The sequence below is a fragment of the Afipia sp. P52-10 genome, from assembly GCF_000516555.1.
Classification (GTDB): Bacteria; Pseudomonadota; Alphaproteobacteria; order Rhizobiales; family Xanthobacteraceae; genus P52-10.
Map to the genome: position 1 here is coordinate 249727 of NZ_AZSJ01000004.1, position 25023 is coordinate 274749.

Annotated in this window: 19 protein-coding genes; 8 read left to right on the top strand and 11 right to left on the bottom strand. The window is 61.8% G+C overall.

Annotation, left to right across the window (positions count from 1 at the left end):
* Positions 1-27: 27 nt before the first annotated feature.
* From X566_RS16050 to X566_RS16065, 4 genes are all read left to right on the top strand, one after another.
* Positions 28-645, top strand: coding sequence for a hypothetical protein (locus tag X566_RS16050; protein ID WP_152539931.1), 618 nt, complete (start codon positions 28-30; stop codon positions 643-645).
* Between the two features lie 37 nt (positions 646-682).
* The gene (locus X566_RS16055) at positions 683-1990 is read left to right on the top strand and encodes an alkyl sulfatase dimerization domain-containing protein (protein ID WP_051444249.1); all 1308 of its coding nucleotides are present in this window, start codon (positions 683-685) and stop codon (positions 1988-1990) included.
* A 348-nt stretch (positions 1991-2338) separates the two neighbouring features.
* Positions 2339-3484 (top strand): acyl-CoA dehydrogenase family protein, encoded by a 1146-nt coding sequence (locus tag X566_RS16060; protein WP_034469314.1) that lies wholly within the window; start codon positions 2339-2341, stop codon positions 3482-3484.
* The gene (locus X566_RS16065; protein ID WP_034469315.1) at positions 3484-4749 is read left to right on the top strand and encodes an acyl-CoA dehydrogenase family protein; all 1266 of its coding nucleotides are present in this window, start codon (positions 3484-3486) and stop codon (positions 4747-4749) included. The genes X566_RS16060 and X566_RS16065 overlap by 1 nt, the downstream gene beginning before the upstream one ends.
* Positions 4750-4892: 143 nt before the next feature.
* Here X566_RS16065 and X566_RS16070 read toward each other — a convergent pair whose 3' ends face one another.
* The 9 genes from X566_RS16070 to X566_RS24010 form a co-directional block, all read right to left on the bottom strand.
* Positions 4893-6161 carry a TolC family protein gene (locus X566_RS16070; RefSeq protein WP_034469318.1) on the bottom strand — a complete coding sequence of 423 codons (1269 nt, stop codon included), beginning with the start codon at positions 6159-6161 and terminating at the stop codon, positions 4893-4895.
* 24 nt (positions 6162-6185) lie between these two features.
* Positions 6186-9368 (bottom strand): multidrug efflux RND transporter permease subunit, encoded by a 3183-nt coding sequence (locus X566_RS16075; protein ID WP_034469320.1) that lies wholly within the window; start codon positions 9366-9368, stop codon positions 6186-6188.
* Between the two features lie 12 nt (positions 9369-9380).
* Entirely contained in the window at positions 9381-10556 is a 1176-nt protein-coding gene (locus X566_RS16080) for an efflux RND transporter periplasmic adaptor subunit (protein ID WP_081740270.1), read from the bottom strand.
* A gap of 391 nt (positions 10557-10947) precedes the next feature.
* On the bottom strand, positions 10948-11076 hold the full coding sequence (locus X566_RS25465) for a hypothetical protein (RefSeq protein ID WP_275451029.1): 129 nt from the start codon (positions 11074-11076) through the stop codon (positions 10948-10950).
* 24 nt (positions 11077-11100) lie between these two features.
* Positions 11101-11475: a hypothetical protein gene (locus tag X566_RS16085; RefSeq protein WP_034469323.1), complete on the bottom strand. Its 375-nt coding sequence runs from the start codon at positions 11473-11475 to the stop codon at positions 11101-11103.
* On the bottom strand, positions 11472-14675 hold the full coding sequence (locus X566_RS16090) for an efflux RND transporter permease subunit (RefSeq protein ID WP_034469324.1): 3204 nt from the start codon (positions 14673-14675) through the stop codon (positions 11472-11474). The genes X566_RS16085 and X566_RS16090 overlap by 4 nt, the downstream gene beginning before the upstream one ends.
* 30 nt (positions 14676-14705) lie before the next feature.
* Positions 14706-15653, bottom strand: coding sequence for a divalent metal ion exporter adaptor subunit IhpB (gene ihpB / locus X566_RS16095; RefSeq protein ID WP_034469327.1), 948 nt, complete (start codon positions 15651-15653; stop codon positions 14706-14708).
* A complete protein-coding gene (locus X566_RS16100) occupies positions 15650-16921 on the bottom strand; it encodes a TolC family protein (RefSeq protein WP_051444251.1) in 1272 nt (423 codons plus the stop codon). The genes ihpB and X566_RS16100 overlap by 4 nt, the downstream gene beginning before the upstream one ends.
* Positions 16922-17031: 110 nt before the next feature.
* Positions 17032-17376, bottom strand: a complete 345-nt coding sequence (locus tag X566_RS24010; RefSeq protein WP_152539932.1) for a hypothetical protein — start codon at positions 17374-17376, stop codon at positions 17032-17034.
* Positions 17377-17595: 219 nt separating this feature from the next.
* Here X566_RS24010 and X566_RS16110 point away from each other — a divergent pair, with 219 nt between their 5' ends.
* Positions 17596-18780, top strand: a complete 1185-nt coding sequence (locus X566_RS16110; RefSeq protein WP_051444253.1) for a CaiB/BaiF CoA-transferase family protein — start codon at positions 17596-17598, stop codon at positions 18778-18780.
* A 134-nt stretch (positions 18781-18914) separates the two neighbouring features.
* Here the strand turns inward: X566_RS16110 and X566_RS16115 are convergent, their stop codons facing one another.
* Positions 18915-19718, bottom strand: a complete 804-nt coding sequence (locus X566_RS16115) for a tripartite tricarboxylate transporter substrate binding protein (protein ID WP_343213096.1) — start codon at positions 19716-19718, stop codon at positions 18915-18917.
* Between the two features lie 632 nt (positions 19719-20350).
* On the opposite strand from X566_RS16115, the gene X566_RS16120 reads away from it, so the two are divergent.
* Positions 20351-21523, top strand: coding sequence for an acetyl-CoA C-acyltransferase (locus X566_RS16120; protein ID WP_034469330.1), 1173 nt, complete (start codon positions 20351-20353; stop codon positions 21521-21523).
* 127 nt (positions 21524-21650) lie between these two features.
* Here X566_RS16120 and X566_RS16125 read toward each other — a convergent pair whose 3' ends face one another.
* Complete coding sequence (locus tag X566_RS16125) at positions 21651-22565, bottom strand: LysR family transcriptional regulator (protein ID WP_034469333.1); 915 nt, start codon at positions 22563-22565, stop codon at positions 21651-21653.
* 238 nt (positions 22566-22803) lie between these two features.
* Between X566_RS16125 and X566_RS16130 the strand changes: the two genes are divergently transcribed.
* Both X566_RS16130 and X566_RS16135 read left to right on the top strand, forming a co-directional pair.
* Positions 22804-23646 (top strand): alpha/beta hydrolase, encoded by an 843-nt coding sequence (locus tag X566_RS16130; RefSeq protein WP_051444254.1) that lies wholly within the window; start codon positions 22804-22806, stop codon positions 23644-23646.
* Between the two features lie 17 nt (positions 23647-23663).
* Positions 23664-24869, top strand: coding sequence for an efflux RND transporter periplasmic adaptor subunit (locus X566_RS16135; protein ID WP_051444255.1), 1206 nt, complete (start codon positions 23664-23666; stop codon positions 24867-24869).
* Positions 24870-25023: the final 154 nt, after the last annotated feature.

Consider the following 25023-nt stretch of genomic DNA (forward strand, 5'->3'; position numbering starts at 1 on the left):
GCTTAATCTATCCTCGAGGAGCTACTCTTGTCCGATAAGACATATCGTGTTTTGCGTTTCGACGAACTGACGGTCCAGCGCAACCGTGGCGAAGACATCGCGCGGCAGATTCAGGCCAACGGTGCAGGCGCCGCGCACCAGACCTTCGGCGTCTGGCTGCCGATGATCGGGGTCAGCGTCAACGTCGTGACGGCTGCCACGAACTGGACGGACGAGCCGCCGGCGCCGTCCTATAAGGATGATGCGATCGTCGGAGTCCGCTCCCGTCTTTTCGATGTGCTGGCCCGCGGCCAGGAGCCATGCACACGCGAAGGTGCCTACACCCACCGCTGGTTCGTGGTTCGTCCCGAAGACGTCGAGACGGTCACCCAGCAGAGCGTCGAAGCGTGGAAATCGATGGAAGCCGACACCGAAGCGCGGATCACCGGGTTCTGGTTGTGCCGCGAGCGGAACGAGCGCGACGAAGCGACGATCTTGATGATCGTCTATTATCCGAACCTCGCCGCATGGGAGACGAGCCGCTACTGGAAACCGTTGCCCAATGGCCAGGTGCAACCGAACCGCAATGTCTGGGGCAGCCTGTTTCAACAACGCCGGGATACCCAGATCGATTCCTGGGTGACGATGCACCGGCTGGCGAAATAATTCGCGAACGAAGCCCAAGCGACCAAGGGAGATCACCATGACCGAAGATCTGCGCGCAATCGGCGACGCTTGCTGGACGTCCTACAATTCGGGCGACTGGAATCGCGCCATCGGCACGTCGAAGGTGGTTCCAGTGGCCGAGGACATCATCTACATCCCGACCCGTGGTGTGGTTGGCAACGTCACGGCCGTCCGCACCAGCGAGGGACTAGTGGTGTTCGACACCGGCAGTGCCTCCACCGCGCGGCAAATCTACGACACGCTGCGGACATGGGACTCCTCACCCATTCATACCGTGATCTTCACCCACGGCCACGTCGATCATGTGATGGGCGCCGCGCTATTCGAGGAAGAAGCGAAGAAGCGCGGCGAGCCTCCGATCCGCTTCATCGCTCAGCGCAACATGCCGGCGCGCTTCGCCCGTTATGTCGCAACCGCCGGTTTCAACAGCAACATCAACAGCCGCCAATTCGGCGTGCGGGATTTTCGCTGGCCGACCCAATTCCGGACGCCAGACGTCACCTACGACGCCACGTTCAAGATCACGGTCGGCGGCGTCACTTTCGAACTGAATCATGGCATGGGCGAAACCGACGATCACACCTGGACCTGGATTCCACATCGCAAGGTCATCGTCTCCGGCGACTTCGTGATCTGGGCCGTACCCAACAGTGGCAACCCGCAGAAGGTGCAGCGCTACACCAAGCCCTGGGCCGAAGCATTCCGGGCGATGGCGACGAAGCAGGCGGATGCATTGGTTCCCGGACACGGCCCGGCGATCTTCGGCGCGGATCGGGTCGCCACCCTGCTCGCCGATGGCGCCGCATTCCTGGATACGATGCACGATCAGGTGCTGGCGCTGATGAACGAGGGCAAGACCCTCGACGAAATCGTGCAGACCGTAAAGCTGCCTACCGATCTGTTGGAACGACCTTACCTGCAACCGACGTACGACGACCCGGAATTCCTGATCCGCAACATCTGGCGCCTCTACGGCGGCTGGTGGGACGGCGATCCGGCTCACCTGAAGCCTGCCCCGACCAATGACCTTGCCGCCGAGTTGGCGAACCTTGCCGGCGGCGCATCGAAGCTGGCGCAACGCGCGCGCGAACTCGCGGCCAAAGGCGATCTTCGCCTCGCCGGCCATCTCGCGGAGTTCGCGGTCCGCGCAGAGCCCACCAACACCGAGGCTCACCGGACCCGCATTGAAGTCAACAAGCAGCGCTCCGACAGCGAGCGAACGCTGATGGCGAAGGGTGTTTTCAACGCCGCAATCCGCGATTCTCAAGCCATTGTTGATCCCACGGCACCGCCGCCACCACGGCGCAATGTAGGAATCGGCTAGGCGCGGATTAGCTCCCTGGCGCGAGCGCTGGGCACTGACGTTCTGAATGTTGGATCGCCCGGGCAAACGGCCCGGCACGTGGTCTGACGCGCGCCGAAAATTCAGACCCCCATGCACAGATCGGGGAGCGGCCTTGCCTAACCGTAGGCTGTTCGGGCTGTCGTCGCACAAACGAAGATAAATCAAGGGAAACTGTCGCGCGAGGCAGCTCTCCCGCCCTCGCCTGCGACCGATCTCGGACCAGCCTTGGCAGCCGCCAAGGCTGGCGCACCCGGCCGGTCCCGGATATCCATCACCGATCCAAAATGCACGTCCAGGGTGGCAAGAATCTTTCGGGAGAACGACTATATGCGATTTAGTTTCAGCAACGAGCAGGAGGAGTTCCGCTCGATCTTGCGGCGCTTCCTGGAAGCTCAATCCAAGCCGACCGACGTCCGGCGGCTGATGGAGACCGAAGCCGGCTATGAGCGCGACCGCTGGAAGAAGCTCAATCAGGAACTCGGGCTGACCGCCGTCCACATTCCCGAGGAATACGGCGGCCAAGGGTTCGGCTACACCGAGCTGTCAATCGTGCTCGAAGAAATGGGCCGCGCCCTGCTGTGCGCCCCCTATTTCTCCTCCGTCGTGCTCGCCGCCACCACCATCCTGAACGCAGGCACTGACGCTCAAAAACGCAAGCTGCTACCGGGTATTGCCGCGGGCGACACCACCGCCACCCTCGCCTTCACGGAAGACAACGGCCAGTGGGACGGCGCCAGCGTCGCGATGACGGCAACGCCTGCCGGTGAGGGCTACAAGCTCGACGGCATCAAGAGCTTCGTGCTCGACGGCCATACCGCCGATCTGATCGTGGTCCTGGCCCGCGCACCGGGCAGCAAAGGCAACGACGGACTTTCGCTCTTCACCGTCGCGGCCGATGCGGCGGGTCTGGAACGCAAGCCGCTCAAGACCATGGACCAAACGCGCAAGCTCGCGCGGCTGACATTCAAGGGTGTCCAAGCGGAATTGCTGGGCGAAGCCGGCAAGGCCGCGGAGCCCTTCGCCAGGACCATGGTGCAGGCGGCCGCCTGCCTCGCCAACGAGATGGTCGGCGGCGCAGACAAGCTGCGTGAGACCTCACTTGAATATTCGCAGATGCGCATGCAGTTCGGCCGCCCGATCGCCTCGTTCCAGTCGATGAAGCACAAGGCCGCCGACATGCTGGTGGACGTCGAGCTTGCGAAGTCCGCCGCCTATTACGCTGCAGCCGCCCTCGATGAAAACGATGCGGACATGGCCACCACCGCCTCGCTGGCGAAAGCGAGCGCGAGCGAGGCCTACCTGCAGACTGCGATCCATGCGATCCAGATTCGCGGCGGCATCGGCTTCACCTGGGACGAAGACGCGCATCTCTGGTTCAAGCGCGCGAAAAGCTCGGAAGTCCTGCTGGGCGACGCGGCGTATCATCGCGAACTGATGATGCAGGGCATGATCGCGAACGGGAGTGCGGAATAATGAGCGAAGTGACTGAACAATCCGTTCGTGCCGAAGTCAGCGAATGGCTGAAGGCGAACTGGAAACCGACATACGGGCTGGTTGAATGGCGCACCAAGCTAATCGAATCCGGCTGGGGCGCACCGCACTATCCGAAGGAATGGTATGGCCGTGGCCTGCCGGTGAAGTTCAACGAAATCGTCGACGACGAGTTCAAGAAGGTCGGCGCGGTCACTGTCTGCCGTGCGGGCATCCGCACGCTCGCAGCCGCGACCATTCTGGATCATGGCAGCGACCTTCATAAGGAGAAGTTCCTACGCCGTATTCTCACAGGCGAGGACACCTGGTGCCAGCTCTTCAGTGAGCCAGGCAGCGGCTCCGATATGGCTGCGGCGACCACCCGCGCCGAACTCAAGGGCAACAAGTGGGTCATCAACGGCCAAAAGGTCTGGACCACCAGCGCGCATAAGGCCGACTGGGGGCTTCTGCTCGCCCGCACCGATTGGGATCAGCCCAAGCACAAGGGCCTCTCCTACTTCCTACTGAACATGCGTCAGCCGGGCGTCAACGTTCAGCCGCTGCGGCAGATGAACTATCACGCCTCGTTCAATCAGGTGTTCATCACGGACGCCGAGATCGAGCCCGAACTGCAGATGGGCAAGAACGGCGAAGGCTGGAAGATCGCCACCACCACGCTGATGCACGAGCGCCGTGGCGCTGGCGCATTGCGCACATGGGCCGTCGCATCCAACCGCCCCGAACGCATCTATCAGGAAGAGGCGGCCGAAATCGCCACCACGATGGAGCCATACAAGTGGTATCCGCAGCGTGCTGGCCGCGTCGATCTGGTGATGCAGCAGGCGAAGGCAACCGGCAAGATCCACGATCCGGTCGTGCGTCAGGAGATCGCCAAACTTCTGATCCTGTCCAAGACCGGTGAATGGACCGCGCTTCGTGCACGGGCCGCCCAGCAGCTCGGCCGTCCGCAGGGTCCTGAGGGCTCGATCGGCAAGCTGGTTGGCAGCCACGTCGCTCGTGCGGCCGCGCGCGTCCACACGTCGATCGATGGCGCCAACGCGTTGCTCTCAGGCAGTGATGGCACGTTGGACGGCGTGATCGCGGAGGTCCTCATCTCGACGCCGGCCACTTCGATCGCCGGTGGCACCGATGAGATTCAGCGCAACATCATCTCCGAACGCATCCTGCAGATGCCAAAGGATATTAGTCTCGACACCAACAAGCCGTTCCGCGACGTTCCGCGTAACACCGTGTCGAAGGTCTCCTGACCTTCACCGATGCTTCCGCCTGCAAACGCAGACGGAAGCATCAAAGCATGATCCGGAAAANTGTGACGCGGTTTTCCGAAAAGGAACATGCTTAAACAATGAGCAAAAGCGCGAGGGCGATTCATCCGATTTCGTCGCGCTTTTTAGCGCCTGCCCGCCCTGGATAGAACAAACGGGTCACCCACCAGGCCCTCGATCGTGGCGATGCCAACGTGGAACTGCTGCTGAGCCTCTTGTTCGCGCAGCGACGCCTGAGCCACCGATGACACCGCATCCAGCAGCTCCAGCAGCGTGAAGCGGCCCTGGGTGTACCCACTCTCGATCGCCTCGGCCGCCCGGCGCGCGTTCGGAATCGCCGAGTCGCGCAGCAGTGCAATCTCCCGCAGGGCGCCCGTCACAGTGTCGTAAGCCCGACCGGCGGTCGAGATCAGCAGCGCCTTGTTGATCGCCTGTTCGGCATGCGCTTTCTCGAGGTTCTGCTCGGCTGCGAAAATATCGCCGCGATTCTGATCCCACACCGGAAGCGCAACCGAGAGACCGACACGGACGGCATTGTCGCCTGTGGCCCGCTCATGTTTCCAACCGACACCGACGCGAGCATCAGGCACAGCCTTCAGACGCGAGGCGATCAGCTCCTGCTCGCGCTGAACCCGTACGGCCGACCAGCGGATCAACTGCGGATTAGCATCGATCGCCTGCAACACCGACTTGAACGACGGCGGAGAACCGGTCACGGCCAGGCGCCCCGCCACGCGTGCAAACTGCGGCGTGGACGTTCCCATCAGGATCGCGAGATCCCGCCTCGCATTGGAAAGCTGGGCTTTGGCGCGCTCGCGGTCCGCTCGAATGAGGTCCGCCGCGACCTGGCCGCGAGCGATTTCCGCGATCGACGCCGCACCCGCATCGACCCGCCGCTGCAGCAATGGCGTCAGGCGATCAAGGGTTGCGACGTGTTCGTCGAAGATTTCGATACGCCGCTGTGCGCCGAGCACGGAGAAATAGGCGATCGCGGTTTCAGACAGAATCTCCAGGCGGGTCACCTGCCGCTGCCACGCCGCGCTATCGAGACCGGCACTCGCTGCGCCGATCCGCGCGGCACGCTTGCTCGGAAGCTCGATCAACTGGCTGATCTGCAGCAGCGTTTCGACTGACCGGCCGCCACGATAAGCACCGCTGCCCGCGACGTTATCGACATCGACCGACAGTTCAGGATTGGCAATGGCCCCGGACTGGATGCGGCGCCCCGTTGCGATCCCGACATCCCGCTCGGCCGCGGTCAACCTCGGATTGGAAGCAAGCGCACGATGAAGGGCATCCCGCAAGGTCAGTGTCGAACCCGACCGGGCATCGGCATCGTCGCCGAACGGATAGACCGACAGCGACACAGCAAGTATGGCAACGCGAAACAACATGACAGGTCCGGATAAAGAGAAACGTCAGGCCGTGTGATGGGGCGCAATCGAGCCGGTCGACGGCGCGTCGTTCGAATTCCGATCCGCAACCTGGGCGCTCTCGACGTCTTGATCCTTGCCGCGCGAGAACAGCCGTTGGATCACCACGAAGAACACAGGCACGAGCAGAAGCGCCAGGACCACCACTGAGATCATGCCGCCCATCACGCTGGTTCCCAACGACTGCTGGCTGAGCCCGCCTGCCCCCGTTGCAATCGCCATCGGCAGCACGCCGCAGACGAACGCAAGCCCGGTCATCAGGATCGGCCTGAATCGCAGACGGCAAGCCTCAATGGTCGAGGCGATCAACGGCTTACCCTGCGCGCGCAGATCCTTGGCGAACTCGATGATCAGGATCGCGTCCTTCGCCGCGAGCCCGACGATCGTAATCAGCGCCACCGTGAAATAAACATCGTTCGGAAGTCCACGCAGGCTGGCGGCCAACACCGCGCCAACCATGCCAAGCGGAATGGTCAACAGCACGGCGAGCGGAATCGTCCAGCTCTCATAGAGTGCTGCGAGGCAGAGGAACACCACCAGAACCGAGAGCGCGAGCAGCAGCGGCGCTTGCGATCCGGAGAGCTTCTCCTGAAGTGATTGTCCTGCCCAGTCGTAGCCGAAACCGCGTGGAAGCTGCCCGGCCAGCCGCTCCATCTCCGCAATAGCGTCACCGCTGGTATAGCCCGGCGCCGCCGAGCCGCTGATGCGCACCGCCGGGTAGTAATTGAAGCCGGCGATTTGCGACGCGCCTACAGCCCATTCGATATTGGCGAATGCCGATAACGGCACGAGCTGCCCGCGGCTGTTCTTGACGTTGTAGCTCAGGATATCGGAAGCCTGCATGCGACCGGCAGCATCCGATTGCACGATGACACGCTGCATACGTCCATGGTTCGGGAAGTCGTTCACATAGGCCGAGCCGAGATTGGTCGAAATCGTATTGTTGATATCTTCAAAGGTGACGCCATGGGCGCCTGCCTTTTCGCGATCAATCGCGAGCCTGATCTGCGGGCCGGGCGGCAAACCTTCGACGAACACGTTCTGGAGGATCGGACTCTTGTTGGCATTAGTGAGCAGGGTTTGCGTCGCCTCCATCAGCGCGGTGTATCCCTTCTGCCCGCGGTCCTGGAGGCGGAAGCTGAAGCCAGACGAATTGCCGAGGTTATCGATTGGCGGCGGCTGCAACGCGGAAATCTTCGCATCACGAATCGAGGACAGCGTCTTGTTGGTGTCGTCGACGATAGCCGCAGCAGAATCGTTCTTGCCGCGTTCCGACCAATCTTTCAGCGTCACGAAGGCTTGCGCGGTGTTCGTGCCCTGCCCAAGGAAGCTGAATCCGGTGAGGAAGGTCACCTCCTCGACGCCTGGACGCTGCAGCAGGTATTTCTCGACGCGTTCGACCGCATCGAGGGTGCGGTTATACGAAGCATCCGGTGGGGTCTGCACGTCGACGGTCATGAATCCCTGATCGTCGACGGGCAGGAAGCCGCCGGGCATACGCACGAAAGCAAAGCCCAGGCCCAACAGCAGCACCGCATAAACGATCATCAGCCGTCCCGTCCGTTGCAGCATCCAGCCGACAGTCGCACCGTATCGATCGCGGATGGCATCGAGTTTGCGGTTGAACCAGCCGAGCGGACCGGTCTTGGCATGGCCGTGGCCTGCCTGAACCGGCTTCAGGAACGTCGCACAGAGCGCAGGCGTCAAAGACAACGCCATCAATGCGGAGAAGCTGATGGCAGCAACCATCGTTACTGAGAACTGCCGATAGATGACGCCGACCGAACCGGGGAAGAACGCCATCGGGACGAACACGGCCACGAGCACCAGCGTGATGCCTATGATGGCGCTGGTGATCTGCGTCATCGCCTTGCGTGTTGCCTCCTTCGGCGACAATCCCTCCTCGGCCATGATGCGCTCGACGTTTTCGACGACGACGATCGCGTCGTCCACCAGGATACCGATCGCCAGCACCATGCCGAACATAGTGAGCATGTTGATGGAATAGCCTGCGAGCAGCAGCACGGCGCAGGTACCGAGCAAGGCCACCGGAACGACGACGGTCGGAATCAGCGTGTATCGGAAGCTCTGCAGGAACAGGAACATCACGATGAACACCAGCACGACGGCCTCCAGCAGGGTCATCAACACCTTGTTGATCGATGCCTGCACCACGGGCGTAATGTCGTAGGGAATCTCATAGGCGATGTTCGAGGGGAAGAAGCGTGAAAGCTCCTTCATCTTGGCTTCAACCGCATTTGCGGTGGCCAGCGCATTTCCGGTCGGCGCCAACAGCACCGACAGACCCGCCGTCGGCTGGCCGTTGAGGCGTGTGGTGAACTGATAGTTCATTCCGCCGACCTCGATGCGGGCGACATCGCGCAACCGTACCGTCGACCCATCTGGATTGGCGCGCAGAACAATCGACCCGAACTCGTCGGGGGAATTCAGTTGCCCCTTCACCAGAACCAGCGCCGAAATCGGCTGCCCGTTTCGGCTCGGCTCGGCGCCGATGCTGCCGGAAGCAACCTGCGCATTCTGCGCCGAGATCGCCTTGGTCACATCATCGGCCGTGAGATTGTAGCCGACCAGCTTTGCAGGATCGATCCAGATGCGTAGCGAGCGCTCGGACGAAAACAGCGTCGCGCGGCCGACGCCGGGAATACGACGAATTTCGCCAACCACGTTGCGGATCATGAAATCGCCAAGGCCGATCTCATCAAGGCTTCCGTCGGTCGATTTCAACGTGATGATCTGCAGCACCGCGCTGGATGCTTCTTCGACCAGAATGCCCTGCTGGATCACGGCGCGCGGCAAACGCGCTTCGACCCGCTTGATGCGGTTCTGCACCTCCACCGAGGCGAGGTTCGTGTCAGTGCCAGGCACGAAATTGGCAATGATTTCGACTTGGCCAAGCGAATCGCTGGTGGATTCGAAATTCAGAATGCCGGACGCGCCATTGAGCTCCTCTTCAATCAGGCGCGTGACGCTGTTGTAGAGGTTCTCGGGCGACGCTCCGGGATAGCTCGTACTGATCGAGATCGATGGCGGGGCGATGATCGGATACTGCGCGACCGGCAATTGCGGGATGGCAATCACGCCGAGCAAGCAAATGAAAAGCGCCACGACCCATGCGAAGATGGGCCGGTCGATAAAAAAACTTGGCATGAATGAGGCCCGTTATTCCACCCGCGGCCGGGAGACGTCAGCCGTCGCGACGTCCTGCGGCCACTTGCCGGGATTGACGGCATCGCCAACCGCGAACTTCTGAAAACCTTCGACCACGACGCGGTCGCCCTGCTTCAGTCCCTCAAGGACAAGTAAGTTTCCGTCCATTACCGAACCAACGCGGACCGGCTGCAGCGAAACCCTGTTCTCGTTGTTGAGCACGTAGACGTCGCTGCCGCCTGCGCTATTGCGCTGAACGGCCTGCTGCGGCACCAGGATCGCATCGTTGTCGATCCCCTGCTCGATCTGCACCCGCACATACATGCCCGGAAGCAGCTCGCGATTCAGGTTCTTGAACTCACCGCGCAATGTCACCTGTCCAGTGGAGGTATCCACCTTCGCATCGGAGAACAGCAGCCTACCTTGAATCGGGTAGAGCGAACCATCGTCCAACAGCAGCCGCACTTTGGCGGCATCCGGCTCGATCCGCTCAAGCTCGCCCGAATCGAAATCTCGCCGAAGCTTATTCAGGTCCGACGCGGACTGGGTGAAGTCCGCGTAGACCGTGTCGAGCTGCTGGATCGATGCGAGACTGGTCGGATCATTCTGCACCACCAGCGCTCCTTCGCTGACGAGCGCGGCACCAATGATGCCGCTAATGGGCGCGCGAATGGTCGCGTATTCCAGGTTCAACTTGGCGCGGGCGACATCGGCCTTGCGGGCGGCCACGTCGGCTGCAGCCTGGCGCGCCATCGCGATGGCGGTCTCGTTTTCGGCCAGCGAGGCCGCCTGTTTGCTAATCAGCGAGGCGGTGCGGTTGGCTTGCGCTGTGGCTTGCTCGAAGATGGCTTGAGCCTTGGCAAGAGCGGCCTCCGCAGACTGCAGATCGACCTCGAACGGCTTCGGGTCGATCTGATAAAGCGCGTCGCCAGCCTTGACCTCGCTGCCCTGCTCGAACAGGCGCGCTACGATAATTCCCGACACGCGGGCGCGCACGTCAGCGACGCGCGTTGGCGCAATGCGGCCTGGCAACTCTTTGACGATGTGCTTCGGCGATGCGCTGATAGTGACGACACCGACATCGGGGACTGCTGGGGGGACAGCCGCAACACTGCGATCGTCGCACCCTGCCAGAACGAGAGGCGCTCCCATGAGTGTCAAAACAGCCATGGCAAGGTGAACTCTCATCTGTCCCTTCCTCGTTGTCGGTGTGCCCTGCAAGCAGCGAAGCCGCAGGCGCGGCAGGAGTGCCGCAAAAACATGAATGCAAGCTTCGCGCCGCTGCGGCCGTTGGCCGAGCGCAACGCAGCAATGCTATCGTCGTGAAGCAAATCAGTGCGCTAATTAACGGATATCGTTGAACTTTCGCGACTCAAAAAATATTGAGTGCTTCATTGCGTCGCAGCGTACATAAGAACCGCCGCTGCTCATCAGTTCAGCACGACGCCCAGGTTGCTGGTAGCATTGAAAAAATCCGAGCCACTGCAAATTGCAGCAAACGGGAACCGGATCATTATCGAGAACGAGTCTAAAGCCGTTCCTTTAAGACGCCATATTTTGAAAATTCTAGAATCGGCTTTTATTTGGTGTTCGTTTCACCTTTCGTGCGCAACATCAAACGGTGTGTACGGAAGCGATCCAGATTGCCGCCGTTGATGCGCATCACCACGCCATCCAGCGCAGCCATCGCATCGGCGCCCGCGGTCACGAACGCCGATGCTGCGAGCCAGCGCTATTTCGTGTAACGGGCCTGCCCCGTCTTGCCCTTATCGGTCTTGAGCATCAGCGTGACGGCGGCATTGCCAGCCACCGCCTTCTTCGCTTCGCCCTTGAGCGAGCTATCGCCTGACGGGGCGAGCGTAACCGTCTCCCGATCGCCGCCGCTTACGATGAGGACTGAACCCGAAAAGCCCTTGACCGAAATCGGCTTGTTGTCCTCATCGAGGACGTTGATCATGATGGTGGTCCCGGAGGTTACGAGTTCAGCGTGCACGCCCGCCACGTCTTCTACCTTGCCGCCGTTGGGGCCCTTCGCCCCGTGCGAATGCTGAGCCCACGCAGGCATCACATACAGCAGCGCAGCAACGGCAATCGCAACACGTCTCATTTCATTTCTCCTTGTTCAACGACGGTAAGGGATTCGTCGGCCGTTTGGCGATCGCGCCTGAACAACGTGTAGAGAGCAGGCAAAACCAGAAGCGTCAGAATGGTCGAAGAGATGATGCCGCCGATCACGACGGTCGCGAGCGGACGTTGGACCTCAGCGCCAGGCCCGGTTGCGATGGCCATTGGAATGAAACCGAGGGAAGCAACCAGCGCCGTCATCAATACCGGGCGTAATCGTGTCAGTGCGCCCTGCTCCACCGCATCGAGCACGGATTTTCCCTCGGCACGCATCCTTTGGATAAAGCTGATGATGACCAGACCGTTCAACACCGCTACGCCCGACAGCGCGATGAAGCCGATGCCTGCGCTGATCGACAGGGGGATGCCCCGCAACAGCAGGGCTGCGACGCCGCCGGTCAAAGCCAGTGGAACGCCACTGAACACCAACGCTGCGTCCGCTGCCGAACCCAGACTGAGAAACAGCAACAGGGCGATCAGAAACAGCGCGACCGGCACGACGATCGCGAGCCGTTGGGTCGCGGATACCAGTTGCTCGAATTGGCCGCCCCAGCCGATCCAATATCCTGCCGGCAGCTTGACCCTTTCCGCAACCTGGCGCTCGGCCTCGATAACGAACGAGCCTAGATCGCGATTGCGCACGTTCGCCGTGACGACGATACGTCGCTTACCGTTTTCCCGACTGATCTGGTTCGGCCCGGGCGCAACCTCGATCTGCGCGACGGACGACAAGGGCGTGTATCTGATTTGCGTCAGCGGTGAATTGTTCAGGCTCGCGCGGATCGTGCCGGCCGAGGCTTCAGGAAGCGGAATCGGCAGGTGGCGGATCGCCTCGATATCCGAGCGCAAATGTTCGGGCAGACGCACGACGATATCGAAACGGCGATCGCCCTCAAACACCGACCCGGTCTGCTTGCCGCCGACTGCAACCTCTACAAGGCTCTGAACATCTGCGACACTGATGCCGAGACGCGACAAGGCCGCCCTGTCGAGCTTCACCGTCAGCACCGGCAGACCGGCCACCTGTTCCGTCTTGACGTCGGCCGCTCCGGGCACGCCCTGAAGGACGCCCTGCACCTGGCCCGCGATCTGCAACAGTGTATCCAGATCGTCGCCGAAGATCTTGACGCCGACATCGCTGCGCACGCCGGAGATCAACTCATTGAAGCGCATCTGGATCGGCTGGGTGAACTCATAGACGTTGCCCGGAATCTCCTCCATCCGTTTCTCGATGCTGGTGACAAGATCCACCTTGCTGCGCCTTGGATCCGGCCATTCGGCACGGGGCTTCAGCATGATGTAGGTGTCGGCCACATTCGGCGGCATCGGATCCGTTGCGACTTCCGCCGTCCCGATTTTCGAGAAAACTTCCTTCACCTCCGGGATATCCCGGAGCGCTTTCTCCAAGCCGCGTTGCATCTCGACGGCTTGCGTCAGGCTGGTGCCGGGAATGCGCATGGCATGCATCGCCACATCCCCCTCATCCAGGCTCGGGATGAATTCACCGCCCATCCGTGAGGCCGCGAAACCGGTCAAAATGACAAGCACCGCGGCAATCGCTGCCACGATCTCCCGGTTACGGATCGAGGCTGTCAGGAGCGGCATGTAAATGCGGCGCGCCCCTCGCATCAGCATGTTCTCGTGCTCGGACACTTTTCCCGTGACGAGGATCGCGACCGCCGCGGGCACGAAGGTCAATGATAGCGCCGCCGCGGCCGCGAGCGCCATCACCACCGTCAGCGCCATCGGCGTAAACATCTTGCCTTCGACCCCGGTCAACGTGAGGACTGGCAGGTAAACCACGGCGATGATCAGCGTGCCGAACAGGCTCGGCCCGATCACCTCACGCGAACCGGCCAGGATCGTCCTGAATCGTTCGGACTGGCTCAGCAGGCGCCCGCGCTTGTGCTGTTCCGCGGCCAGCAGGCGGAGACAATTCTCCACAATGATAACCGCACCATCGATGATGATGCCGAAATCGATCGCTCCGAGGCTCATCAGGTTGGCGGACACCTTCGTTTCGGTCATGCCGGTGATCGTGATCAGCATCGACAGCGGAATGACCAGTGCCGTGGCAATCGCCGCACGGAAATTGCCGAGCAGCAGGAACAGGATCACGATAACGAGCAGCGCGCCTTCGAGAAGATTCTTCTCGACGGTTGCGATGGTTGCTTCGACCAAATGAGTCCGGTCGTAGACGGCGCGCGCAACGACACCCTCCGGAAGCGACTTGGCGATCGCATCGAGCTTCTGTCCCACTCTCTGAGCCACCGTCCTGCTGTTCTCACCGATCAGCAGCATCGCGGTGCCGATCACCGCCTCCTCGCCGTTCAGCGTGCCAGCCCCCGTGCGCAGTTCCGTTCCCTCGCGAACATCGGCGACGTCGCTGACCCGGACAGGGATGCCTCCCCGTGAGCCGATCACGACGTCCTTGATCTCGTCGATGGTAGCGACCTGCCCCGGCGTGCGGACCAGATACTGCTCGCCGTTCCGTTCGATATAGCCTGCGCCGACGTTCGCGTTGTTGGCGGCAAGCGCCGTCATCACGTCGCGAAAGCCCAGCTTGTAAGCCATCAGTTTGGTGGGATCGGGCAGCACATGGAACTGCCGCTCGAAGCCACCGATCGTATTGACCTCAACCACACCGGGAACGGTGCGAAGCTGTGGTTTGATGATCCAATCTTGGATGGTCTTCAGGTCGGTCGGCGTAAACGGCGCACCGGACGGCGATTTCGCGCCGGGCTTCGCCTCGACGCTGAACATGAAGATTTCGCCAAGGCCAGTCGAGATCGGCCCCATCGCCAATTCGATCCCCGCCGGCAGCTGATCTTTCGCCTGCTGAATCCGCTCATTGACGAGCTGGCGCGCAAAATAGATGTCCGTGCCATCGTTGAACACGACAGTCACTTGGCTCAATCCATAGCGCGACAACGAGCGGGTGTAGTTCAGGTGCGGCAATCCCCCCATATTAAGCTCGATCGGGAAGGTTAGCCGCTGCTCGACCTCCAATGGCGAATAGCCGGGAGCAACGGCGTTGATCTGAACCTGGACGTTGGTGATGTCAGGCACCGCATCGATCGGCAGCTTGGTGAAATTCCACGCACCGAAAATCGCCAGGCCGAGAGTCACCAGCATCACCAGCCAGCGCTGGCGGATTGACAGGTCGAGAATGCGCTCGATCATGGCCGCTCCTGCAGATGCCACCCGCGCCGGTCAATGATCATGGGATGCAGCCCCCTTGCCGATCTCGGCCTTGATGACGAAGCTGTTCCGCCCAGCATAAACGTCGCCTTCCAGCACGCCGAACAGCACCTCGACCCACTCGCTATCGCGCTCGCCCAATTCAACGTCGCGGGCCTCGAACTTGTCTCCGGTGCGGACGAACACGACCGGCCGATTCTCGACCGTCTGCAGCGCCGTGTTGCGAACTGCCACAGGTACGTTCTTTGCCGAAAGGGTGACGCGTCCGGTGACGAACAGACCTGGCTTGAAACGCTGAGTCTTGTTGTCGAGCACAGCCCGCGCGAGCGTGCTTTGCGTGTCGGTCGATCCGACCGGAGACACATAGGAAATCGTTGCTTCGGCCGGTGCATCGCCGTCCGCAGGGTCCACCAGCACCTTGTCGCCGACCTGCACGCGTTTGGTGTCGCGCCGATGCACGGAGAAATCGACCCACACCGTCGACAGATCCGCCACCGTGAAGGCGGCCTTCTGTTCGGTAACGTATTCGCCGATCGCGAGTTGGCGATCGATCACCGTGCCGGCAATCGAGGTCCGGAGTTCGTAGGTCGTCAGACTTTGATTGCTTTCGATACGCGCCAGAACGTCGTTCTTGGCGACCCGATCGCCAATCCGCTTGGATACTTCGCGCACCACGCCGGCGAACCGCGGTGAGACCTGCACCATCATCTCCTGATTCGGCAACAGCAGCCCATTCAAGACCAACGTGTCGCGCAGCGTCTGCGGACTGGCTTTGAGCAGTTCGATATTGGCCGCGGCTACTTTCGCATCGCTCAATTCCACGCCGTCGCCGTGGGCGTGGTCACCGTGTCCGCGATCGATCGCCGCCGTGCCATCATTGCGGGCGAGGCTGAACGCGACGATCACAACGGCGATGGCAATCGCCGCGACGACAATGATATTACGAAGACTTCTGCTCATCGGCCTCTCTCCCGCCGACCGAGACCGAGCGGCACTCCGGTCAGCCCCTCAAGAACGGCAATAGACGTGTGATAGTTGATCAACGCTTCCATCTCGCGCAGTGACGCCTGGGTTGCTGTGGCCTGCGCATCGAGCAACTCGAGCAATGTAAAGCGACCCTGCGCATAACCGCTTTCGATCGCCTCCAGCGCACGCCGGGAATTCTCGATCGCCGAGCCGCGCAGCAGTTTCACCTCGTTGGCCGAGCCAACCATGGTCTCGTAGGTACGCCCGAGCGTCAGCGTCAGCGCTGCGCGCGCGGCCATCTGCTCCGCATCCACTTTGGCGCGCGCTTCGTGCGCCTCGATCACGCCGCCGCGGTTCTGATCGAAAACGGGAAGCGGGATCGAAACGCCAAGACGCACGGCATTGTCGTTGGTGTCGCGATAATGTCGCCACCCCGCCGTCAGCCTGACGTCGGGATAGGGTTTCAGTCGCGCCGCAATCAATTCGGCATCACGCTGCGCGCGGACGGCGGTCCAGCGGATCAGCTGCGGATTGTTGCTGAGCGTCGCGAGGATGGTGCGGAACGGCGGCAGGCTGCTGTTCAGCACCAGATCACCCAGCGCCTGTCCGAAATCAGGAGCGTCCCTTCCCATCAGAGAAGCGAGTTCGCGACGATGGATGGCGAGCGCCGTACGCGCCCGCTCACGCTCCGCTTTCACGAGATCCACAGCAACCTGGCTGCGGGCGGTTTCGGCGATCGAAGCGGCCCCCGCATCGACGCGCCGTTGTAACAGTGGCGTCAAACGGTCCAGCGCCGCAATCTGGGTGTTGAAGATCTGGACACGCCGCTGCGCGCCGAGGATGTTGAAGAAGGCCGTCGCCGTTTCCGATAGAATCTCCAGGCGCAATGCCTCTCGCTGCCAGCGGGCGCTATCGATTTCCGCATCGCCAATTGCCATGCGCGCGGCGCGCTTTCCTGGAAGCTCGACCAGTTGCCCGAGCTGCAGGGTGGTCTCCGCAGAGCGCGTTCCGCGGTAAGTCCCGCTTCCGGCGACGTTATCGACCTCGAACGAGGCATCAGGATTGGGAAGTGCCCCAGCCTGGATTCGGCGCCCCGAAGCGATGCCGATGTCGCGCTCAGCCGCCGTCAACCGCGGATTGGCCGCCAGCGCCCGCTGCAAGGCCCGCGTCAGCGAGAGCGGTGCATCGGACGCTTGGCCAGGCACAGGGAAGGCAGTTGCTGCCGCGAGGCAGAATAAGGCTATTGGAAGACGCGCGACCATGACCCTGCGCTTTCGCCAAAGATCTGGGAATGAGCGACAGACGCCGATCGCCTAAGCGATCGAACGCCACAGCATCACGCGCGCAAAGATGCGCAGGCGTGAGCGATAGTTCAGGCTATGGGAGGAGGACTTTCCGCCGGCCGCGAAACGACATGCAGGGCCGGCAGCGGCGGCGATTGAACATCCGGCGCCATCTCTCCGACAATCACCGGAGAGCTATCGATTTCGACCGCGGCAAGCACGCAGACCAGGCAAACCTCGGCGGCGGCCTGAACGTTATCATCGGCATCGCCGCCGCTCGCGCTCAGCACGACCTCCGCGCAGGGCTTGCCGGCGGTCAGGTCGAGATGGCTGCCAGCATGCGCGACGCCCACGACAAGGAACGCAATGAGACACACCAGCGTCACACATGGACGCCAGCGGATCGTCTCAAGCTTGCTCAAAGCAAATCGCATCGAAGCGCGTTCCTACGGCCTTCTGTCTGGGTAGTCATCAGCTTTTCCCAGGTCAACCCCAAGGTCGGCAAACCAGACGATATTGCTACACTATCCATGCCGAATGTAAGGCGGGTGCGGCACCAAGGCGTTCCCTTGCAGCGCAACTGCCAATCATTCGCTATAAGCGGCCATCCTGCGCTCCAGCAGCAAGAAGAACGAAAGAACAGGAGAGCTCCCATGCGTCCGTTCGAAGGCATTCGAGTCATCGACGCCACTCACGTCCTGGCCGGTCCGTTCGCCACCTATCAACTGGCCTTGTTCGGCGCCGACGTCATCAAGATCGAAGACCCGAACGAGCCGGACCAAAGCCGCATGAGCGGCAGCGACCGGCAGCTCAACCGCGAGGGCATGGGCGTCTACTATCTGTCGCAAGCATCGAACAAGCGGTCCGTTACATTGAACCTGAAAACCGAACAGGGGCGCGAGGTGTTCAAGCGTCTGATCGCGACCGCAGACGTTCTGGTCGAGAATTACCGCCCCGGCGCCTTCGCTGCGCTCGGGCTTGGGTATGACGATCTCATCGCCATTCAACCGAAGCTGATCTACTGCTCGATCTCCGCCTTCGGACACAGCGGGCCGCGCGGCAATCAGACCGCCTATGACTTCGTGATCCAGGCGACCACCGGGCTGATGGCGATGACCGGAACCCGCGAGACCAATCCGATCAAGATCGGTGCCCCGGCGATCGACTATGCGACCGGCACGATGGCCGCATTCGCTCTGTCCAGCGCCCTGTTCCAACGTGAACGCACCCAGCAAGGCCAGCATATCGATCTGGCGATGAACGATGTCGCATTGATGCTGGCAGCCTCGCATGTCACCGGCTACCTGCGTACCGGTCAGCCGCCGCAACCGAACGGCAATAGCCATCCGCACGCGACCAACTGCTGCTTCGAGACCAAAGACGGGCTCTTGATGCTCGGCGCCAGCAATCTGCGGCAGCAGCGGCGGCTCTGGCAGCTTCTGGGACGGCCGGAGATGGCCAAGGACAACAACGACCAGCGGCACGACGACAAGCCTCGCGAAATGGCGGAGCTTGCCGACATCCTCCGCACGCGAACCGCAGACGAGTGGGAGGCGTTTCTGCAGGCCAATCACGTCCCTGCCGCCCGCGTGCGCGCCCTTCCCGAGGCATTATCCGATCCGCAGATCGGCAGCCGGCCATTCCTGCACCGGCACAACAATGTCCCGGGCGTAGCGGGAGAATTCACGGTCCCCGCCGCGGCATTCAAGCTGGCCCACGGCGCAGCGGAGATCACCTCGCCGCCTCCGACACTGGGTGCGGACACGGACGCCGTCCTGCAGGAGCTCGGATACGACGCCGCCGCAATCGCCCGGCTGCGGCAGGCCAAAGCGCTCTAAGCTGTTCAGAGGCCCTTCACTCCTCGCCCCTCTCAAGTCAGGTTTTTTAAGGAGCAAAAACATGACGCCGCGAACTCGGCTGAATTCGCGGCGTCATTGGTCCAGTGCGGTCTGGGTTGACCAACGCGGTCTTGCTACTGAAGCTCGACGCCCGCAGCCTTGATGATCTCGGCCCACTTGGCTTTTTCCGAAGCCAGGTGCTTGCCGAAATCCTCTGGCGACCCACCCGCGACGATGGCGCCCTGCGGCTCAAGCTGCTTCTTCACCTCCGCGGTCTTGAGCGCGTCGTTCACGGCCTGATTCAGTTTAGCGATGATGGCCGGCGGCGTTTTCAGCGGCGCAACGAGGCCATACCAGTTGTCGGCATTGACGCCCGGAACACCCTGCTCCGTGAAGGTCGGTACGTCCGGCAGCGCCGGCGCGCGGCTTTCGCTGGCGATCCCGATCGGCTTCAGAACGCCGGCCTGCACATGCGGCAGCAGCACCGGGATATCGGCAAACATCATCTGCACCTGATTGCCCAGCAGATCGGTGACCGCGGGTGCTGCCCCCCGATAAGGAATGTGCACGATATTAATGCCCGCCTTGATCTTGTAGAGTTCGGCTGCCAGATGCGTCGTCCCGCCGGTGCCGGTGGAGGCGAAGTTGATCTTGCCCGGTGAAGCCTTAGCCAAGGCGACGAGTTCGGCCGAATTCTTCGCCGGAACATTCGATGCGACGACGGCGATCTCAGGCACACGCACCACGAGGACGATTGGCGCGAGATCCTTGGTCGCGTCGTAAGGTACGGTCTTCAGCAGGCTGGAACTGATCGCGAGCGGCCCGGCGCTGCCGATCCCGATCGTGTACCCATCGGGCTCCGCTTTCGCGACCGCATCGATGCCGGTCACCCCACCTACACCGCTTCGGTTGTCGAGAATGACAGGCTGCCCCAGCACCTCCTGCATCCGTTGGCTGATCGCGCGGGCAAAGATATCCGCGGGTCCCCCCGGCCGGGAACGGCACGATCATCTTGATGGGCCGTGTCGGATAATCCTGCGCGAACACCGCGTTCGTCCACAACGCCGCCGAGGCGGCGAGCAGAATAGAAAACACTCGTCGGAACATTTCTTGATCTCCCTATGACTCGCCCTGACCCGACCGTCGAAGCGATTTCCAACGACCCTATCGACGCGGTCGAACGATTTCAAATCATTCGACTATTTTCGATTTCGGAGACGCGAATGCGCCCGGACGGCGGAACGAAGACGGGAGTTGTTCAATGACCGGCAGCGGGTTGACCACGCGAAAGTCTGCTCGCGCCGCGCGGACATCGAACGGCCGGCTCGCGCAACAACTGTTTTGCCAGGCGAAACTGCCGGGGAAATTTGCGTACCGCAATGCGCCAAAGGGGACTTGTCGTTTACACCGGTTGGCATCAATGTCCCGCCACGAAAGCCCGGGATTTGCCAGTCGTCTGACCGCAACATTTTGTCGCTTCGGCCAAATCGGATCGAATTGTCAGCCCTTTGAATTGTCAGCGCTGGGCGGGCAAGTCATAATCAACGTCTTCTGAAGGGAGATCAAAAACATGCGTGAAGCCGTTATCGTTTCTTATGCCCGCACAGGACTGGCGAAGTCCGGCCGCGGCGGGTTCAATATGACCGCGCCGATGACGATGGCTGCGCACGCGATCAAGCACGCGGTCGAGCGCGCCGGCGTGGAAAAAGATTATGTCGAGGACTGCTACCTCGGCAACTGCGCGCACGGCGCCCGCAACATCGGTCGCGAGGCAGCGTTGCTCGCCGGCATGCCGAAGACCACGGCCGGCGTGTCGGTCAACCGCTTCTGCTCGTCGGGCCTGCAGACCATCGCCATGGCTGCCAACCACATTCGCTCCGACGGGGCCGACTGCATCGTCGCTGGCGGCGTGGAAAGCATCTCGATTCCGGGCGGCGGCATGCCGAAGGACGCGCAGGACGCCGAGCTCCTGAAGTATGCGCCCGACATCTACATGGCGATGATCGACACCGCCGACATCGTCGCCGAGCGCTACAAGATCAGCCGCGAGTATCAGGATGAGTACTCGCTCGAGTCGCAGCGCCGGATGGCGGCCGCCCAGCAGGCCAACAAGTTCAAGGACGAAATCGTCCCGATGAAGACCAAGATGAAGGTGGTCAACAAGGAGACGAAGGAAGAGAGCATCGTCGACTACGAGGTCAACCGCGACGAGTGCAACCGTCCGGACACGACCCTGGAAGGCCTGGCCAAGCTCGATCCGGTCAAGGGCCCGGGCAAGTACATCACCGCCGGCAATGCCAGCCAGCTCTCGGACGGAGCGGCCGCCGTGGTCCTGATGGAAGCCAAGGAAGCCGAGCGTCGTGGCCTGAAGCCGATGGGCCGTTTCGTGGCCTGGGCGGTCGCGGGTTGCGAGCCGGACGAAATGGGCATTGGTCCGGTGTTCGCCGTGCCGAAGCTTCTGAAACGTCACGGCCTCAAGGTCGATGACATTGACATCTGGGAGCTGAACGAGGCGTTCGCCAGCCAGTGCCTCTACTCGCGCGACAAGCTTGGCATCGACCCGGCCAAGTACAACGTGAACGGCGGCTCGATCGCAATCGGCCATCCGTTCGGCATGACCGGGGCTCGTCTCACCGGCCACATCCTGCAGGAAGGTGCGCGTCGCAAAGCCAAGTGGGGCGTCGTGACCATGTGCATCGGCGGTGGTCAGGGCGGCGCAGGCCTGTTCGAAATCTACAGCTAAGCGGGTTGAATGCGGGTCTTCCCGCGTTCGCAAGCACGAAATCTGGAAAACGCGGGCTATCACGGCCCGCGTTTTCTTTTGCCTGCCCCTTTTTGTTCCTGAACGCGGATAGAGCGCGGACGCGCCCTCAGCTCACGCGCAGCAGGCTATGGCTTGCAAACAGATCGGCCACCCAATCGACGAATACACGCAGCTTGTTACTCAGATGCCGGTTCGGTGGATAGACGACGTAGATGCTGATCGGTTCGGATTTCCATCCTTTCAGGATCTGCACCAGCCGCCCTGACTGCAACTCCTGATGCAACATGAAGAACGGAGCCTGGACAATGCCCAGGCCTTCGACGCCGGCCGTTACATAAGCGAGACTGTCATTCACCGCGATCTGATAATTCGCATCGATCTCGACGCGCTGATTGTCCAGCACGAAATCCGGCGGTAGCGGCTTGCCGGAACGCGGGTGAAAGAAGTTGACGACGTGATGGCCGTTCTTCAGGTCTGACGGATGCTGAGGCTCGCCATGTTTCTGCAGATACGACGGCGAAGCGCAGGTAATGAAATTCATCTCAGCAATACGACGCGCGATCAGCGATTGATCGGACAGGTTGCCGCCGCGAATGACGCAATCGACATTCTCGCCGACCAGATCCACCGGCCGATCGGTGACGCCGAGATCGATCTGAATCTCCGGATAGCGCTCGTAGAAACTGGCCAGGGCTGGAATAATGACGAGGATCGCAAGCGAGGTGCCGACGTCTACGCGCAGCCGCCCTTTCGGGTTGAGCCGCGACATCGCCATGCTGCCGTCGAGTTCTTCAAGTTCGGTGATCAGCCGCAGCGCTCTTTCGTAGTAAGCTGCCCCATCGGGAGTCACGGTCACCCGCCGCGTGGTGCGATTCAGCAGCTTGGCGCTCACATGCGTCTCCAGCGACTGAATGAGTTTGGTGACGGTGGGCTTCGGCATCCGCAGTGACTCGGCTGCCGATGTAAAGGTGCCGGCCTCCACCACCCGAATGAACGCGCGCATGGCCGCAAGCTGGTCCATGGAAAAACCTCAAGTCTCGCGCCGACATTTGGCGGCGCAACTGAAATAGGATTTCATTGTTGTGCGCCGCAAGGTAACATTCATTCTTCGTCGATTAGAAATGCTCTATTGTTTATATCCAGAAACAATGATGTTCTCTAACCGATATTTATTGGATCTGCAGCGCCAATTAATTCTCTCCGCCTAAGCACGATTCTGCATCGCAATATGGCGATGTTCAGTCAGGCAAGGCTGGATCATGGCGATCACCACAACCGAGGCAGCCATTCAGGTTGCGGAAGCCGGGCAACTGGAAGCCCGCGTCTACCGCCGCCCTAAGGCGCCGCGTTCGGCGCCACTGGTGCTCCACTTGCACGGCGGCGCCTTTTGCGACGGCTCGATGGACGAGTATCCGGCGATCCCCAAGCTGATGGCGGACGCGGGTGCCGTTGTCGTCTCGACCGAATATCCGCTCGCGCCCCGGCAGCAGTTTCCCGAGGCGCTGGAGACGATTTTCGCCGCACTCAAGACCCTGCACGAAACCCGCGACCGCTGGAGCGGAAAGACGTCGCGGGTTTTCGTGGCCGGCGAAGAAGCTGGCGGCAATCTCGCGGCAAGCCTCGCCATGATGGCTCGCGACCAGCGCACCCCGCGGCTCGCAGGACAAATCCTGCTGTCGCCGATGCTCGATCCTTGCCTTGCCACCGGCTCGGTCCGCCAAGCCGATGCGGGCGCCGCCGGCTGCAAATGGGCCGACGGCTGGCAGCACTATCTCGGCTCCGCCGACAAGGCCTCACACCCCTATGCGGCCCCACTCGAAGCCACGCGCCTGGCCGGAATCGCGCCGGCGCTGATCGTCACGGCGCAGGATGATCCGATGCGCGACGAGAGCCTGAAATACGCCGAGCGTTTGCAGCAATCGGGTGTCTTTGTCCGCAGCCATGTGCTTCCCGCTCCGACAGCCTGGCCGGGAGCGCTCTGCTGTTGCGATTGCAGCTCGCAGGGCTGGGCTTCCGTGCTGCGCGAGCAGTTCGTTCACTTTTTCTCCGATTGCGCAGCCCAGTTGCGGCGGTCGGTATCCCCTCAACTCATTCCAACGTGACGCCCCGAGGAGCCACCATGTCTTATCTGTCTCGTTATCGGAATTGGGCGCTCGGAACGGTGCTGGCAGGCATCGGCATCAGCGCAGCCATTCTGTTCGCCCTGCCGAAGAGCCCAGCGAACGCAAACAATCCGCCCGCGGCAACTCCGGCCGTTGCGGTCTCGGTTGCAACCGTCGAGAAGCGGAATGCCGTGACCTGGGATGAGTTCTCCGGCCGTCTCGAAGCGATCGAGCGGGTCGAGCTCCGGCCACGGGTGGCGGGCGCCATTCAAGCAATCCACTTCCGCGAAGGCGCTCTGGTCAAGCAGGGAGACCTGCTTGTCACGATCGACCCGGCTCCTTTCGCCGCCGAGGTCGAGCGCGCGCAAGCCCAGGTGCTGGCGATGCAAGCTCGCATTGCCCTGACCAAGAACGATCTCGATCGCGGTCAACAGCTCTGGGATTCGCGAACGATTTCACAGCGCGATTACGATCAGCGCGTGAACGCGCAACGCGAAGCGGAAGCCAATCTGCGCGCGGCCCAGGCCGCCCTGCAATCAGCGCAACTGAACCTCGATTACACCAAGGTCCGCGCGCCGGTTGACGGGCGCGTCGGCAAGCTTGAGATCACCGTCGGCAATCTCGTTGCGGCAGGCCCTACCGCGCCGCTGCTGACCACACTCGTCTCGGTCAACCCGATCTACGCAAGCTTCAATGCGGATGAACGGGTCGTGATGCGTGCGCTCCAGTCCAATGGGGTGGATGCCACGGCTCTGCGCGGGATCGAACGCATCCCTGTGCAGATGGGCACGACCATGACCGACGGCACGCCATACCGAGGCGGCTTGCAACTGATCGACAACCAAGTCGACGTACGCAGCGGCACGGTGCGCGTTCGCGCCAAGTTCGACAATGCCGACGGTACGTTGATGCCGGGCCAGTTCGCACGCATTCGCATGGGGCACGCCGAACCGCAACAGGCATTGATGGTGAGCGAGCGAGCTGTCGGCACAGATCAGGACAAGAAGTTCGTCATCGTCGTCGACGCGGACAACAAGGCAAGCTACCGGGAGATCACCCTCGGAGAGACGGCCGAAGGCCTGCGCGTCGTGACCAGCGGCCTCAAGGAAGGTGAACGCATCGTAGTCAAAGGCTTGCAGCGGGTTCGCCCTGGCGCCGTGGTGGCTCCCGAACAGGTCAGCATGGACGGCTCCTCCGTCGCTGCGGTCCAAGCCGGACAGTAGGCGTCAGGCGGCAGCCTGACGTAACAGCACATTCACATCTCTGGCGCGGCCGGATCAGGCTTCGTGAAGCCCATCGCCACGCCAGCCGATCATTCGGGCAGCTTCCGTACCGAGGGCCAATGGATGGCCTCGAGGAAGATGCGCCGCGGGGCTT